Raw genomic sequence first — 14,287 nt, forward strand, 5'->3', positions numbered from 1 at the left:
TTCCAGAGGACCAGGAGCCCGGAATCGACCTCTGGAGGCCTGATCTCCTCTCCTGTGCCGGTTGCAGGCGCCGGCGACCTGCCGAGGAGACGCTCGCCGGCGTTGAGCATGACCCGGGGCACCCCGACGCGGATCAGGCGGCGACGCGGATCAGGCGGGGGCCGCGACCGTGGCGGGAGCGACGAGCGCCACCGTGCGCGGGTGCGTTCCGTGGCCGACCGTCTCCGGCGCGGCGCCGGGCAGGTCGATCACCGCCGTCGCCCCGACCGGAACCGTCATCTCGGCGTGCAGCAGATCGCCGTCGATGCGCCACGCGATAGCCGTCTCGCCGTAGGGCGTGAGGTGGCGCGCGCTCGCCGAGGTGAGCCCGCCGCCGGGGCGCGGGGCGAAGCGGATGCGCCGATACCCCGCGGCGTCCGGCGCCAGGCCTGCGACCACCCGGTGGAGCCAGTCGGCCACCGCTCCCAGCGCGTAGTGGTTGAAGGAGGTCATCGCGCCGGGGTTGACCGTGCCGTCGGGAAGCATCGAGTCCCATCGCTCCCACACCGTCGTGGCTCCCTTGCCGACCTGGTACAGCCAGGAGGGGCACTCCTTCTCCAGCAGCACCGCGTACGCCGTGTCCAGCTCACCCGCTCCGGAGAGGGCGTCCGAGACGAGCGGTGTGCCGACGAAGCCGGTGGAGATGCGGTTCTGCGCCGCGCGCACGAGTTCGCCGAGGCGTCGTCCCGCCGCCTCGCGGCGGGGCGCATCCGGGATGAGGTCGAACGCGAGCGCGAGCGCGTAGGCGGTCTGGGCGTCGCTGGTCATGCGACCGTCGGGCAGTACGTAGGCGTCGGCGAAGGCCGCATCCACCTCGTCGGCGAGGCGGGCGTAGTGCGCGGTTGCCGTCTCGTCGCCGAGGAGCGCCGCCATCCACGACGCGATGCGCGCCGATCGGGCGAAGTAGGCCGTCGCGACCAGGTAGCGATCGGTCTGCGCATCCGCGGGATCCTCCGGCGGCGCGGCGGGATCGAGCCAGTCGCCGAGCTGGAAGCCCTCGTTCCACAGCCGGTCTTCGCCGGCGAGCTTCTCGACGAGGTCGACCCAGCGTCGCGCGCTGTCGAACTGCCGCTGCACGACGCCGGCGTCGTCGAAGCGCTGATAGAGGGTCCACGGCAGGATCGTCGCCACATCGCCCCACGCGGCACCCGGCCGGATGGGGGTCCACATGCGGTGCGACGGGATGACCGGCACGTACCAGGGCACCGTGCCGTCGGGCAGCTGATCGGCTTCGACGTCGCGCAGCCATCCACTGAGCATGCCCGAGACGTCGTAGAGGAACGACGCGGTGGGGCCGAAGACCTGGATGTCGCCGGTCCAGCCGGCGCGCTCGTCGCGCTGCGGACAGTCGGTGGGGATGTCGACGAAGTTTCCGCGCATCCCCCACACCACGTTGTCGTGCAGCTTCTGGACGTCGGGGTCAGAGGCGGAGAACCACCCGGTGCGCTCGAGGTCGGTGTGCAGAACGCGGGCGACGAGGGCGCCGGCGGCGACATCGGCGTCGAAGTCGCCCGGCCACCCGTCGACCTCGACGTACCGGAAGCCGTGGAAGGTGAACCGGGGCTCCCATTCCTCCACGCTGCGCCCGGCGAGGGTGTAGTGGTCGCTCGAGCGCGCCGAGCGCAGCGGACGTGTGTAGATCTCGCCGTCCTGCAGCACCTCGGCGGTGCGCAGGCGCACGGTCGCGCCGGCCGGCCCGGAAACGCGCAGGCGCACGCGGCCCGCGACGTTCTGTCCGAAGTCGAGGATGCGGGCGCCGCTCGGCGAGGTGAGCACCTCGACCGGCCGCCGCTCCTCGGTGCAGCGCACGGGAGGGGCGGTGGGTGCCACGAGGGTCGCCGGGTCACGCCAGCGCACCGCGGCCTGCTCCCAGGCGGAGTCGTCGAAGCCGGGGGAGCTCCATCCGTCGTGCTCGAGCCGCGCGTCGTAGTCTTCGCCGTCGTAAATGCCGGAGCGCAGGATCGGCGAGGCGGCGGTGCGCCACGTGCTGTCCGTCGCGATCGTCTCGCGACGGCCGTCGGCGTAGGTGATCTCGAGCTGTCCGAGGAAGGAGAGGTCCTCGCCGAAGACGTTGCGGAAGCCCTCGTACCAGCCGACGCGTCCGCGATACCAGCCGTCGCCCAGCCACGCGCCGATGGCGTTCTCTCCCGGTGCGAGAAGGTCGGTGACGTCGTAGGTGTAATACCGCAGGCGCGAGTCGTAGGAGGTCCACCCCGGGGAGAGGGTGTCGTCGCCGACGCGGCGGCCGTTGAGTTCGGCCTCGTAGAGTCCGTGCGCTGAGGCGTAGAGGCGTGCTCGCACGACCTCGCCGTCGACGGTGAACGAGCGGCGCACCAGCGACGGACGCCGCTCGTCGGACTCGCGCGGCTCGAGCCGACGTGCGCCGACGGGTCGGGCGGTCCAGTCCGTCGGCTCGAGAAGGCCCGCCTCGACCGTGCGGGCCGGTGAGGGATCGCTCCAGAGGCCGTCGGCGCCGGCGATCTGCACGCGCACGACGGCGCGCTCGCGAGAGGCGAGAGGCGACTCGGGCCACGGCACGAGAACCTGATCGTCGCCCGCGACCTCGTGCGCGCGGCTGCCGGACTCGCGCTCGATGAGCAGGCGGTAGGAGTTCTGCGTCCATCCGGTCGGCGCGTCGCTGATGCGCCAGGAGATGCGCGGAGCTGCCTCGCCGATCCCGAGCGGATCGCGATGGTGCTCGATGCGGGGTGCCGCGACAGTGACGTTCATGGATCCTCTGTGATTCGTAACGTTTCAAGCTCGCAGGCCGCGTCATCGACGACGTCCACCATTCGCGAGTTGGTACGTTTCAATATAACGGACGAAAGTGCGCGCGTCGACGAAGCCCGCCGTCGCTGCGTCACGCGGTCGGGCTCAAGCGCCCTCGATGAGGTCGCGTGCGGTGTGCACGTCGGTGAGGAGAACGGTGACCCAGCCGCCGGCGAGCGCTCCCCGGATCGGTTCACGCTTGTGGGGTCCGCCGGCGACGCCGATGCGGCGAGGGATGCGGCGGAACTCCTCGGCGGGAATGGAGATCGTCCGCTCGTCGAGAGGCCCATGGATGACCGAGCCGTCCGCGCGGAACACGCGGTGGCAGATGTCACCGACCGCGCCGTCGGCGAGGAGCGCCTCGAGCTCGCCCGGGCCGTACGCGTTCCCGCTGTCGGCGAGGAGGGCGGACGGTCGGACATCTCCGATACCGACCACCGCCGTCGTCAGTTCCCGCCACTGCGCGGTGACGGCTGCCAGACCGGGGTCTTCCAAGAGGCGTTCGCGCAGGCTCGCATCGGCGACCACGCCGGGGGCCTGGACGTAGGACGGGACGGCGCCGATCAGGCGCGCCAGGTCTCCCGCCAGGCGGTGCGACTGCGCCTGGGCCTCGCTCGAGCCCCGTCCTCCGAGGAGTTGCACGATGTGACCGCCGATCGGGGTGCGCAGCGGTCGCATGCGATCCACCGTCGCGAGGAGGGTGCGGCTCCACGAGGAGATCCCGATGCGCTCGCCGGCGGCGAACGTCTCCTCGAGGTAGGAGGCTGCGGCGCTGCCGATTCCGCCCATGACAGCGGCGGCATCGTCGCGGTCGGCGTCCTCGATATCGACGACGACCGCTTCATCCAGCCCGAAAGTCGTCTCCAGGCGAGCCTCGAGGTCGGGGTGCAGTCCCGGGGCGATCGAGACGATGGTGCGGATGATCCCCAGGTCCTCGGCACGCTTGAGCGATCGCGAGACCTTCGCCTGGGAGATCCCGAGGGTCTCTGCGATCTGGGCCTGGCGGATGCCGCGCTCGTGATACATCACCGCCACCTTGGTCAACTGGCGGAGATGGACATCGAGCGACGAGCCGTAGTGCGCCGACATGATCCTCCCGGCTTGCAAGTTTATTCGCAGCCGCGCTCGCTGCGGTGTGGGCTGGCGCGCTAGAATTGTGACGTTTCAACAGCAGGCGATGCCGGGACGAGGGAGTCGGGATGATCATCGGGGTTACCGGAAGCGGCGGAAAGCTCGGGCGGGCCACCGTCGAACGCCTGCGCTCCGACGGTCACGAGGTCGTCGGCTTCGACCTGCAAGGGCCGGCGGGTGTCGGCTTCACGCGCGTGGATTTCACCGACTACGGCCAGACCCTGGACGCCTTCCTCGGCGTGACCGCCCGCCACGGCGGACTCGACGCCATCGTGCACCTGGCGGCGATCCCCGTGAACGGACTCGTGCCCGACGCGGCCGCCTTCGACAACAACATGTCCGTGAGCTTCCACGTGCTCTTCGCCGCCCACCGCGCGGGGATCCGCACCATCGTCTCCGCGTCGAGCATCACCGCCATGGGATTCCCCTTCGATCAGGCCCCGCCGGCGCTCCCCGTGGACGAGACCTTCACCCGCGCGCACAACACCTATGGGCTGGGCAAGGTCGCCGAGGAGGCGATTGCCGCACAGATCGTCGGGTGGGCGCCGGGGACCTCCATCACGGCGCTGCGGTTCACGAACGTCGTCGCCGCCGACGAGTACGACACCTTCGACCGCGCGGGCGAGCCCGATTACCGCCGCGACCTCCTCGGGTCCTGGATCGATGCGCGCGACGGTGCCGAAGCGGTCGCCCTCGCTCTCGCCGACGCCCGACCGGGGTTCGAGGTCTACAACGTCGCGGCCCCGGAATCGGGCTGCGCCATGCCCTCACGCGAGCTCGCCGCACGGTGGTTCCCCGGCACGCCGGTCGCCGATGACCTGGGGGAGCACGAATCCCTCATGTCGACGAGGAAGATCCGCGACCGGCTCGGCTTCGCCGCGCGTCACGACTGGCGCTGATCGGCTACTGTCGTGCCACGGCCTACGTCGCGAGGGGAGCGCATGTCACGACCGGGCATCCGCGACGTCGCGGTCGCTGCCGATGTGGCGATCGGCACCGTCTCGAACTACCTGAACCACCCCGAGCGGGTCTCGCCGGAGAAGTCCGCGCGCATCCGCGCGGCGATCGACTCTCTGGGATTCGTGCCGAGTATCGCCGGTCGCCAGCTTCGTCTCGGGGTGAGCACGCTGCTCGGCTACATGGTGCCCGACGTCAGCAATCCGCACTTCGCCGAGATCGCGGAGGGCGTCGAGATGCACGCAGACGCGCGCGGCGTCTCGGTGCTCATCGCGAACTCCCACCGCAGCCGGGAGCGTGAGGACGCCTACCTCCACGTCTTCGAACAGCACCAGGTGCGAGGGCTGATCGTCGCCTCCCATCAGCCGATCGAGGAGCGGCTCGCGCAGGTGCGCGAACGCGGCACGCCGTCCGTGCTCGTGGGCCAGCGGGCCCGGTTCGCCACCCAGCCGTCGGTGTCGATCGACGACGTGTCCGGCGGTCACCAGGCGCTGCAGCACCTCATCGACATCGGGTGTCGTCGCATCGCCTTCGTCGGGGGCCCCCTGACCGTGCCGCAGATCGCCGACCGCATCGCCGGCGCCAGCAGCGCCGCCCGCACCGCGGCCGTCTCGCTCGAGGTGATCGACATGCCCGATCGCACGATTCCCGGTGGTCGCGAGGTCGGCAGGATGATCGCCGCACGGCCGCCCGCCGAACGTCCGCACGGCGTCTTCGCCGCCAACGATCTGCTGGGCCTGGGCATCCTCCACGAGCTGTCGGCCGCGGGCGTCGACGTGCCGCGGGAGCTCGCCCTGGTCGGGTTCGACGACACCCAGTTCGGTGAGGCGTCGCTCATCCCGCTGAGCAGCATTCGCGGTCGGCACGAGGGGTTCGGCGAAGCCATCGTCGATCTGCTGTTCGACGCGATCGCCCGGGGCGGCAAGCCCGTCCCTGACCCGCACAAGGTCTTCGCCCCCGACCTCGTCGTGCGTACCAGCAGCGCGGGATTCGTGAGGCCATGAGCGTCAGCATCAAGGAAGTCGCCGCAGCTGCGGGGGTGTCGGTGGGCACCGTGTCGAATGTGCTGAATCGCCCGGAGAAGGTGGCCGAGAGCACCGTCAGGCGCGTGACGGCGGCGATCGACGAGCTCGGCTTCGTGCGCAACGACGCCGCGCGGCAGCTGCGCGCCGGCCGCAGCCGCAGCATCGGCCTCGTCGTGCTCGACGCCGCGAACCCGTTCTTCGCCGACGTCGCCCGCGGCGCCGAGGATCGTGCCGGAGAGGCGGGCATGGTCGTGCTGCTGGGCAACACCGACGAGGCGCCCGCACGCGAGGACGCCTACCTCGACCTCTTCCGCGAGCAGCGGGTGAACGGGGTTCTGATCACCCCGGCCGGCGACGACATCCCGAAGCTCGAGAGACTGCGCACCGCGGGCATCCCCGTCGTGCTCGTGGACCACGACGCACCCGGATCGGGTCTCGCGTCCGTCGCGGTCGACGACGTCGAAGGTGGCTATCTCGCCGTCGCGCACCTTCTCGCACAGGGTCGCCGACGTGTCGTCTTCGTCGGTGGATCGCCCTCGATCCGCCAGGTCGCAGACCGGCTCGAGGGTGCCCGCCGAGCGGTGCGCGAGGTGCCGGAGGCGACGCTCGAGACGGTGGAGGTCGCAGCCCTCACCGTGCTTCAGGGTCGTGCGGCCGGTGAGCGCATCGTGGCGATGGCCGCGGGCGACCGGCCGGACGCCGTCTTCGCCGCCAACGACCTGCTCGCGGTCGGACTCCTTCAGGCCTTCGCCCTGATGTCGGACATCCGCGTACCGGGCGACATCGCCCTCATCGGATACGACGACATCGACTTCGCGTCGGCCACCGTCGTGCCGCTGAGTTCGATCCGTCAACCGGCGTCGGCCATCGGGCGTACCGCCGTCGAACTCCTCCTGCGCGAGATCGAGGGCGCTGCCGACGGGGAGCGGATCATCCGCTACCGGCCCGAACTCGTCGTCCGTGCGAGCTCGGCCCCCTGATCCGTCGAGACGAGCGGTCGGGTCAGCCCTTCACCGCGCCGGCTGCGAGCCCCTTCATGATCCGCTGATTCAGGAAGAGGTAGAGCACGAGGATGCCGAAGGTCGTGATGCAGATCGCGGCGAACAGCGGACCGTAGTTGATCGCGCCGTACTCGCCGGAGAAGTTCAACAGACCGACCTGGATCGTGTTCAGGCTCTTCTTGCCGCCGAAGATCAGGGCGATGAGCAGGTCGTTCCAGATGAGGAAGAACTGCACGATCGCGACGGTGACCACGGCGTTGCGCATCATCGGGAAGCCGATCGAGAAGAATGCGCGGATCATCGACGCGCCGTCGATGGTGGCCGCCTCGAAGATCTCGCGCGGGATCGCACGGAAGAACGTCGCCATCATGAACACCGTCAGCGGCAGCCCGCTGGCGGTGTAGATGAGGATCATCGGCAGGTAGGAGTTGTTCACGCCGAGGGCGTAGAACATGTTGAACAGCGGCAGCACGATCATCTGCAGCGGGATCATGATGCCCGCCAGGAACAGCAGCAGGATGCCGCCGCGGCCCTTGAACACGAGCACCTCGAGCGCGAAGCCCGCCGCCGTGCCGAGCAGCACGATGAGGGCGAGTGAGGGCAGCGTGACGATCACCGAGTTGGTGATCGTGGTGGACAGGTTGCCCGTCTCCCATGCGGTGATGTAGTTCGACCATTCCCACACCTCGGGGAACGTGTAGGAGGGGTTGTTGAGGAAGTCGGCGTTCGACTTGAACGAGTTGATGACCATCCACAGCAGCGGATAGGCGGTCACCACCACGAGGAAGGCGATCGTCAACCAGGCGGGCAGTCGTCGGAGCACGTGGCGGACGCGTTCGGCGGGCGTGCGCCGGTGGGGCTGGAACGCGCGGGGTGTGGGCACCGCGGTCGTCTGGGCGTCGAGTGTCGTCATCGTCGGTGCTCCTTTCAGACCGTGTTGTCGCGGCGCGACGAGCGGAAGATGGCCAGGGTCAGGATGAGGCACATGATCGTCAGCAGGAGTGCGATCGTGGAGCCGTATCCGAAGTCGCTGAACTGGAACGCGGTGCGGTACATGTACAGCGTGAGCGGGGTCGTCGAATTGCCCGGGCCTCCGCCGGTGAGGGCGAAGACGGAGTCGAAGACCTTGATCGTGCCGTTGATGGAGAAGATGAACGACGCGAACAGAATGGGCAGCGACATGGGCAGCACGATGTTGCGCAGCAGGCTCCAGGTCTTGGCTCCGTCGATGCGCGCGGATTCGATGATGTCGTCGGGGATGTCGAGCAGGCCCGAGAAGATGAGCACGCCGTAGAAGCCGACCGAACGCCAGACGTCCATGATGACGATCACGACGAATGCCGTGTCGCCGGCGCCCAGCCAGTCGATGCCGGAGAGTCCGACGTTCACGAGCAGCTCATTGACGAGGCCGTCGGACGGAGCCGACTGGAAGAGCTTCTGGTAGAGGATCGCGATGGCGACGGTGGGCAGCACGACCGGGAAGAAGACGAGCGTGCGAACCACCACCGACGACTTCTTGAGGACGAAGTGATACAGCAGCGCGAGTCCGTATCCGACCACCACCTGCAGGGCGGTGACGAGGAACGCGTACTTGAGGGTGAACCACAGGGCGTCCAGCACGTACGGGTCGCGGAAGAGTCTTTCGAAGTTCGACAGCCCCGTGAAGCTGAAGCCTTCGAGGATGCCGCCGGTGAAGAAGGTGAGGCCGAACGACCAGAAGACCGGAACGACGATGATGAGGGTGTACACCACCAGTGCCGGGGTGAGCAGAAGCAGGATGGCTCTGCGGTCGCCGAGGACGGACTTCATCTCGTACGGCCTTTCGTGTTCGGGGGGGGGGGGGGGGCTGTGACGGATCCTGCCGGAACGACGGGCCGACGGGGGGAAGCCTCCCGGTGCGTCCGGAATGTCGGGCGCACCGGGAGGGCGGTGATCAGCCCTCGTCGAGAGCCGTCTGGACGAGGTTCATGAACTCGTCCGCCGAGAGCTGGCCGGTCACCAGCAGCGCCGCGTTGGTCGACGAGACGTTCGATGCCTTGGCGTTGAACAGTGCCTCGAACCACAGCACGCTGTCGGTCGCGGTGGAGATGGTGTCGGCGATCTCCTGCGAGATGGCGGGCAGCTCGACCTCTTCATCGGCGATGAAGCCGGTGATCTGGCCCTGCTTGAGGGCCTCGTCGCCGTAGCCGGAGGCGATGCATTCGAGCCACGCGCCGACGCTGTTGTCAGCCGAGTAGGTGGAGGCGTTGAAGGTGGCGGGCAGGCCGACGTTCGACGGGTACTCCTCGATCGAGCCGGCGCCGCCGGAGACGGTGGGGAACGGGAAAAATCCGACGTTGTCGGCGCCGATCGCGTTGCCCTCGCCGTTGATGTTGCCCAGCAGCCAGCTGCCCATGTACATCATCGCGGCGTTGCCGGTGAGGAACTCGTTGGTCGCGGCGTCGTAGTCGAGGGAGGCGACATTGTCGCCGAAGTAGCCGTCGGCTCCGAGGTCGGCGACGGCCTGGGCGGCGGCGACGTACTCGGGGTCGGTGAGCTTGGCGTCTCCGTCGGCGACCTTCTGCATCGCGTCGGGGCCGAGATCGCGGAAGATGTACCCGCTGATGAGGCGGGTCAGCGGCCAGCCCTGCTCGCCCGAGGCGGCGAGGGGGGTGTAGCCGGCGGCAGCCGCTTCGGCGGATACGGCGAGCAGGTCGTCCCAGGTCTCGGGGATCTCCCAGCCGTTCTCTTCGAAGACGGCCTTGTTGTACCAGATGCCCTCGATGTTGTACTGGAAGGGCAGGAAGTTGAAGGCCCCGCCGTAAAGCTTCTCGATGGTCGAGACCGCTCCCTCGGCGATCTTGTCCCGCACACCCAGCTCGGTGAGGGCCTCGTCGAAGTCGACGAGGTAGCCGGCGTCCCAGAGCTTCTGACCCTCCGCGGGGTTTCCGCCGGCCGAGAACATCGGCGGCAGGCTGTCCTGGGTGGCGAGCAGCTGCACCTGGGCGTCGAGCTCGGCCTGGGGGATGGAGTTGATCTCGAGCGGGGCGGCCTCGTTGGCGTCGGCGCACACGCCGCCGTCGGCGAGGGCCTGCAGCACCGGCTCGGTGGTGGTGTTCTCGGCGTTCTTCAGGAACTCGAGCGTTTCGGGGTTGCTCGCTTCCCCTCCGCCGTTGTCACCGGCCGCGCAGCCGGTGAGGATGAGGGCACTGACGCCGGCGACGGCAGCGAGGCTTCTCAGCGGGGTTCGGGTACCCCGGCGCGTTGCTGTGGACACGTTTCCTCCTTGAAAGGTGACATCGTCTTTGAGACGTTTCAATATGATGCTAGGTCACTGTTCGGCGGGCTGTCAACGTCGCGGGGCCGTGTTACTGAAACGTCACAATATGTTCGCATGCCGCGCTGCGCTCAGAACTCTGCGACGGCGCGACGGCCCTCGAGGAAAGCGATCATGTTGAGGACGAGGAAGTTCCAGTTCTGGAATCCGTGCGTGATGATCGGGTCGCCGTTATCGGGGTTGTAGTACTCGTGGAGTGATCCGTTGGCGTCAAGATCCTGGCCGAACAGGCGCACCGTCTTCTCCGCGAGCTCGCGGGCGTCGTCGAGGTAGCGGTACCGCACGAGGCCGCGGAAGGTGAGGTAGTTGCTGATGCCCCATACGGGGCCCAGCCAGTTGGAGGGGTTGTTCGAGGCGCGCAGGTCGTACATCTTCTCCAACCGCGAGAGCGTGCGGATGCCGTAGGGGGCGCGGAAGGTGCGGTCGTCGCGGTAGCGCTCGACCATGCGGGCGGCCTGTTCGGCGGTGGCGATGCCCGCCCACATCGGCAGGAAACTCGACCAGTTGTCGATTCGCAGCGGAAGGGAAGACCAGTGCCGCGGAGCTCCGCGATGGAGCCAGTCGTCGGCGTCGATCGGCCGAAGGGTGAGATCGACGCTGTAGAACGTGCCGTCGCGCTCATCCCAGGCGTGGCGGTGCAGGGCGTCCGCGAGGTCGCTCGCACGGCCACGCCAACGGTTCGCGGAGTCGAGGTCACCGGTCTGCTCGAGCAGGTAACCGAAGGCGAGGAACTCCCGGTACAGCAGGGCGTTGAGGTAGACCGCCGCGGTGCTCGCGTCGGGCCGGTAGTACACCGAGGGGTCGTTGTCGACGCCGACGGCGAAGTCGGTCTGCCAGTAGGCCAATCCCGTCTCGGTGTGCACGTGGCTCTCGACGTACCGTTCCAGGAAGCGGGTGATGGCGGACAGATGCGGCCGCGCCCACTCCGCCGAGCCCGTGCGCTGCGACAGCATCGCCGCGTGCTGAGCGAGCACCGGCTTGTGCATGTTCTGCCGGAATCCGCCCTCCCGGCCCGCGTCGCCGTGGGTCAGCGACCCTTTCGGGCTCAGCTGGATCGGCATCACGCCGTCTTCGTCGCTGTGCTCGAGGAAGTTCACGATGGCGCCGCGTTCGTACTCGAAGTAGTGCCCGACGCGATCGGTGTCGACCTCGACCTGCCCGAGGGCGATGCTGATCGTCCAGGAATCCCAGTCCCACAGCGCATCGGAGTACAGGGGCGAGTGCGGGCTCGAGGGAACGATGTACGGGTGCTGAAGCACGCCCCCCGGTTCTCGTGTCATCTCCGAGGCGTGGGCGTGGATGTAGTCGGTGAGCAGGGGGATCCATCGTTCGAGCATCGTCGTCTCTCCGTGTCGGGGCGTGCGGCTGCGCACGTCCGCTCATTCTTGCGCGAACGAGTGAAAGCTTTCAACCGGTTGACCGCACCGCGCAGGCGGAAAACCGGTCAACCGGTGGTACTCTCGGAGGGCGTTGACGCACGACGAGAGGCCGACGATGACCCGCATTCCCGCCGCTGATCGGATCACGCCGCCCGCCGCGCCGACCTGGCGACTGGGCGAGGCGCCGTGGCGGACGCTGCCGCCGGCCGCGGGTCCGCACGCGCGGGTGATCATCGACAACGACTTCTCCGGCGACCCGGACGATCTGTACCAGCTCGTGCATCATCTCCTCTCGCCCGGTGTCGACATCCGCGCCGTCGTCGCGTCACGCCTGCGCGACGGCGACCCGTTCGACCCCTCCGGTCGGGCGGCCGAGAACGCCGAGACGATCGTGCGCGACGTGTTCGGACGCATGGGGCTCCTCTCGACCGACGTGATCCACCGCGGATCGAACGAGGCGCTCGCCGACACCGCCACCCCTCGACCGTCGGCGGCTGTCGACGCCATCATCGCGGAGGCGATGCGCGAAGACGTCGCCTCGCCCCTGTATTACGTCGCCGGCGGCGGCCTCACCGACCTCGCATCGGCGCTGCTGACCGAGCCGGCGATCGCGCAGCGCATGACCCTCATCTGGATCGGCGGAGAGGAGCACGAGGGACTCGCCGTGCCGCCGCCGAACGCGATGGAGACCGAGTACAACCTCCTCATCGACGTCGTCGCCGGTCAGGTCGTGTTCGGTCACTCCGCGATTCCGATCTGGCAGGTTCCGCGCGACGTCTACCGGCAGTGCCTCGTCTCCGACGCGGAGCTGCGGCGACGGGTGGCCACGGCGGGCCCGCTCGGGCGATACCTCTATGACGAGATCGCCGCGATCGTCGAGATGGCGGGATCGTTCCTCGGTGGGGCATCCGAGACCTACGCCCTCGGCGACTCGCCCCTCGTGCTGCTCACTGCGCTGCAGTCCCTGTTCGAACCCGACCCGTCATCGAGCCGGTACGTCGAAAGGCCGACTCCGGCTCTCGATGACCACGGATCGTATGTGGCGGTCACCGGCGCGCGACCCATGCGCGTGTACACGCAGGTCGACACGCGCATGATGTTCGAGGACATGTTCGTCAAGCTCGCCGAGTTCGCCGAATGGCGGGATGCCGCGCAGGGCGTCGCATGAGCGGTCGCGTCCGCACGATCGTCACCGCCGACCCCGAGCTCGACGACCTCAATTCCCTGCTGCGCCTGCTGCTCTACACGAACGACATCGACCTGCAGGGTCTCGTCTACGCGAGCAGCCGCTTCCACTGGCGCGGCGACGGCGCCGGCACGACATTCTTCCTGCCCGACCGCGAATACGCCGAACCGCAGACCTCGTGGCGGTGGGCGCCCGGCGAGCGATTCATCCATGACGCCGTCGAGGCCTACGCCGAGGCGTACCCGAATCTCGCCGTCCACGACGACCGATACCCGTCCCCCGACGCGCTCCGCGGGATCATCCGCTTCGGCAACGTCGATTTCGAGGGGGACATGTCCGCGGACACCCCCGGCTCTCGCCTGATCGCCGACGCGCTGCTCGACGACGACCCGCGCCCGGTGCACATCCAGCTGTGGGCGGGACCGGCCACGCTCGCCCGCGCACTCCGCTCGATCGAGGAGCGGTACGCCGAGACCCCCGCGTGGCCGCAAGTGCGCGCATCCGTCTCCCGCCGCGCGATCGTGACGAAGTTCGCATCGCAGGATGCCACCTACGACGACTACATCCTCCCCGTCTGGCCCGACATCCGCGTGACCGAGGCCGCTGCGATGGCGTGGGGATACCTGATCCGCGAGACCATCCGCGACGAGGACCGCCCCCTGCTGGCGGCGGAATGGATGCGCGAGAACGTCACGAGCGCCGGCACGCTCGGCGCGCTCTACCGGGTGTGGGGCGACGGACGCCAGATGGTGCCCGGCGACCCGACCGACTACTTCCACCTCTCGGGGCGCTCGGCCGAGGAACTCCGCGCCGACGGCTACCGGGTGTGGATGCCGCCGCAGCCCGCCGGGGAGTGGATCTCCGAGGGCGACACGACCACGATGCTGAACCTGCTCGTGCCGGGACTGCGGGCGGGGGAGCACCCCTCCTACGGCGGGTGGGGCGGGCGGGCGGAGCGCACCGACATCGGACCCGACACGTGGGCAACGGTCGACGCGCGCATCTTCGGAGGTGGCGATGAGGCCGACGAGCACTCGGTCACGCGATGGTTCGCCGACGCGCAGGCGGACTTCGCCGCGCGCCTGCGCTGGTCGATCACGCCGGATGCCGGTTCCGCGAACCACCACCCGCGCATCGAGATCGACGGCGCCGCCGATCGGAAGGCAGCGCCGGGGGAGAGTGTCGAGCTGCTCGCCCGGGCGACCGATCCCGACGGAGACCGCGTCGACGTGCACTGGTGGGTCTTCGACGACGCCGGAACCTGCCGTCGCGCGGAGCTCGAGGCGGGGGACTCACCCGAGGGTGAGGCCCGCGCGCGCGTGCGCATCCCGGCCGATGCCGAGCCCGGCGCCACGGTGCACGTGATCGCCGAGGCCCGTGATCGGCATCCGACCCACCCTCTCGCGAGCTGGCAGCGCGTCATTCTCACCGTCCGCTGACCCGGCCTCCAGAGGAGATTCCGCGCGGGGAGGACGCCGGAGCGG

At 69.0% G+C, this 14,287-nt stretch carries 11 protein-coding genes; 5 read left to right on the forward strand and 6 right to left on the reverse strand.

Going from position 1 to position 14,287, the window contains the following annotated elements; translation table 11 throughout:
- Positions 1-150: 150 nt before the first annotated feature.
- Positions 151-2,769: an alpha-L-rhamnosidase gene (locus tag ACGG9C_RS16415; protein WP_194383871.1), complete on the reverse strand. Its 2,619-nt coding sequence runs from the start codon at positions 2,767-2,769 to the stop codon at positions 151-153.
- Between the two features lie 144 nt (positions 2,770-2,913).
- On the reverse strand, positions 2,914-3,897 hold the full coding sequence (locus tag ACGG9C_RS16420; protein ID WP_194383870.1) for a sugar-binding transcriptional regulator: 984 nt from the start codon (positions 3,895-3,897) through the stop codon (positions 2,914-2,916).
- Between the two features lie 110 nt (positions 3,898-4,007).
- Between ACGG9C_RS16420 and ACGG9C_RS16425 the strand changes: the two genes are divergently transcribed.
- From ACGG9C_RS16425 to ACGG9C_RS16435, 3 genes are read left to right on the forward strand one after another with little or no spacing between them, the layout of a single operon-like run.
- Entirely contained in the window at positions 4,008-4,838 is an 831-nt protein-coding gene (locus ACGG9C_RS16425) for an NAD(P)-dependent oxidoreductase (protein WP_194383869.1), read from the forward strand.
- A gap of 42 nt (positions 4,839-4,880) precedes the next feature.
- Positions 4,881-5,900, forward strand: coding sequence for a LacI family DNA-binding transcriptional regulator (locus ACGG9C_RS16430; protein ID WP_194383868.1), 1,020 nt, complete (start codon positions 4,881-4,883; stop codon positions 5,898-5,900).
- Positions 5,897-6,901 carry a LacI family DNA-binding transcriptional regulator gene (locus ACGG9C_RS16435; RefSeq protein ID WP_071045009.1) on the forward strand — a complete coding sequence of 335 codons (1,005 nt, stop codon included), beginning with the start codon at positions 5,897-5,899 and terminating at the stop codon, positions 6,899-6,901. Before ACGG9C_RS16430 ends, ACGG9C_RS16435 begins: the two co-directional genes overlap by 4 nt.
- A 22-nt stretch (positions 6,902-6,923) precedes the next feature.
- Here ACGG9C_RS16435 and ACGG9C_RS16440 read toward each other — a convergent pair whose 3' ends face one another.
- The 4 genes from ACGG9C_RS16440 to ACGG9C_RS16455 form a co-directional block, all read right to left on the reverse strand.
- The gene (locus ACGG9C_RS16440) at positions 6,924-7,835 is read right to left on the reverse strand and encodes a carbohydrate ABC transporter permease (RefSeq protein ID WP_071045008.1); all 912 of its coding nucleotides are present in this window, start codon (positions 7,833-7,835) and stop codon (positions 6,924-6,926) included.
- Positions 7,836-7,849: 14 nt separating this feature from the next.
- Complete coding sequence (locus ACGG9C_RS16445; RefSeq protein WP_071045007.1) at positions 7,850-8,731, reverse strand: carbohydrate ABC transporter permease; 882 nt, start codon at positions 8,729-8,731, stop codon at positions 7,850-7,852.
- 124 nt (positions 8,732-8,855) lie between these two features.
- Positions 8,856-10,178, reverse strand: a complete 1,323-nt coding sequence (locus tag ACGG9C_RS16450; RefSeq protein WP_194383867.1) for an ABC transporter substrate-binding protein — start codon at positions 10,176-10,178, stop codon at positions 8,856-8,858.
- Between the two features lie 131 nt (positions 10,179-10,309).
- Positions 10,310-11,611, reverse strand: a complete 1,302-nt coding sequence (locus ACGG9C_RS16455; protein WP_194383866.1) for a trehalase family glycosidase — start codon at positions 11,609-11,611, stop codon at positions 10,310-10,312.
- A gap of 121 nt (positions 11,612-11,732) precedes the next feature.
- Here ACGG9C_RS16455 and ACGG9C_RS16460 point away from each other — a divergent pair, with 121 nt between their 5' ends.
- Both ACGG9C_RS16460 and ACGG9C_RS16465 read left to right on the forward strand, forming a co-directional pair.
- Positions 11,733-12,785 (forward strand): nucleoside hydrolase, encoded by a 1,053-nt coding sequence (locus ACGG9C_RS16460; RefSeq protein WP_194383865.1) that lies wholly within the window; start codon positions 11,733-11,735, stop codon positions 12,783-12,785.
- Complete coding sequence (locus ACGG9C_RS16465) at positions 12,782-14,242, forward strand: DUF1593 domain-containing protein (protein ID WP_194383864.1); 1,461 nt, start codon at positions 12,782-12,784, stop codon at positions 14,240-14,242. The genes ACGG9C_RS16460 and ACGG9C_RS16465 overlap by 4 nt, the downstream gene beginning before the upstream one ends.
- Positions 14,243-14,287: the final 45 nt, after the last annotated feature.

Source organism: Microbacterium sp. MTN4-26 (assembly GCF_042846595.1).
GTDB lineage: Bacteria > Actinomycetota > Actinomycetes > Actinomycetales > Microbacteriaceae > Microbacterium > Microbacterium luteum.

What these genes read in the sequence shown, in the direction of transcription:
- ACGG9C_RS16415 (WP_194383871.1), bottom strand. Translation starts at nt 2,769, where the DNA reads ATGAACGTCACTGTCGCGGCACCCCGCATCGAGCACCATCGCGATCCG.
- ACGG9C_RS16420 (WP_194383870.1), bottom strand. Translation starts at nt 3,897, where the DNA reads ATGTCGGCGCACTACGGCTCGTCGCTCGATGTCCATCTCCGCCAGTTG.
- ACGG9C_RS16425 (WP_194383869.1), top strand. Translation starts at nt 4,008, where the DNA reads ATGATCATCGGGGTTACCGGAAGCGGCGGAAAGCTCGGGCGGGCCACC.
- ACGG9C_RS16430 (WP_194383868.1), top strand. Translation starts at nt 4,881, where the DNA reads ATGTCACGACCGGGCATCCGCGACGTCGCGGTCGCTGCCGATGTGGCG.
- ACGG9C_RS16435 (WP_071045009.1), top strand. Translation starts at nt 5,897, where the DNA reads ATGAGCGTCAGCATCAAGGAAGTCGCCGCAGCTGCGGGGGTGTCGGTG.
- ACGG9C_RS16440 (WP_071045008.1), bottom strand. Translation starts at nt 7,835, where the DNA reads ATGACGACACTCGACGCCCAGACGACCGCGGTGCCCACACCCCGCGCG.
- ACGG9C_RS16445 (WP_071045007.1), bottom strand. Translation starts at nt 8,731, where the DNA reads ATGAAGTCCGTCCTCGGCGACCGCAGAGCCATCCTGCTTCTGCTCACC.
- ACGG9C_RS16460 (WP_194383865.1), top strand. Translation starts at nt 11,733, where the DNA reads ATGACCCGCATTCCCGCCGCTGATCGGATCACGCCGCCCGCCGCGCCG.
- ACGG9C_RS16465 (WP_194383864.1), top strand. Translation starts at nt 12,782, where the DNA reads ATGAGCGGTCGCGTCCGCACGATCGTCACCGCCGACCCCGAGCTCGAC.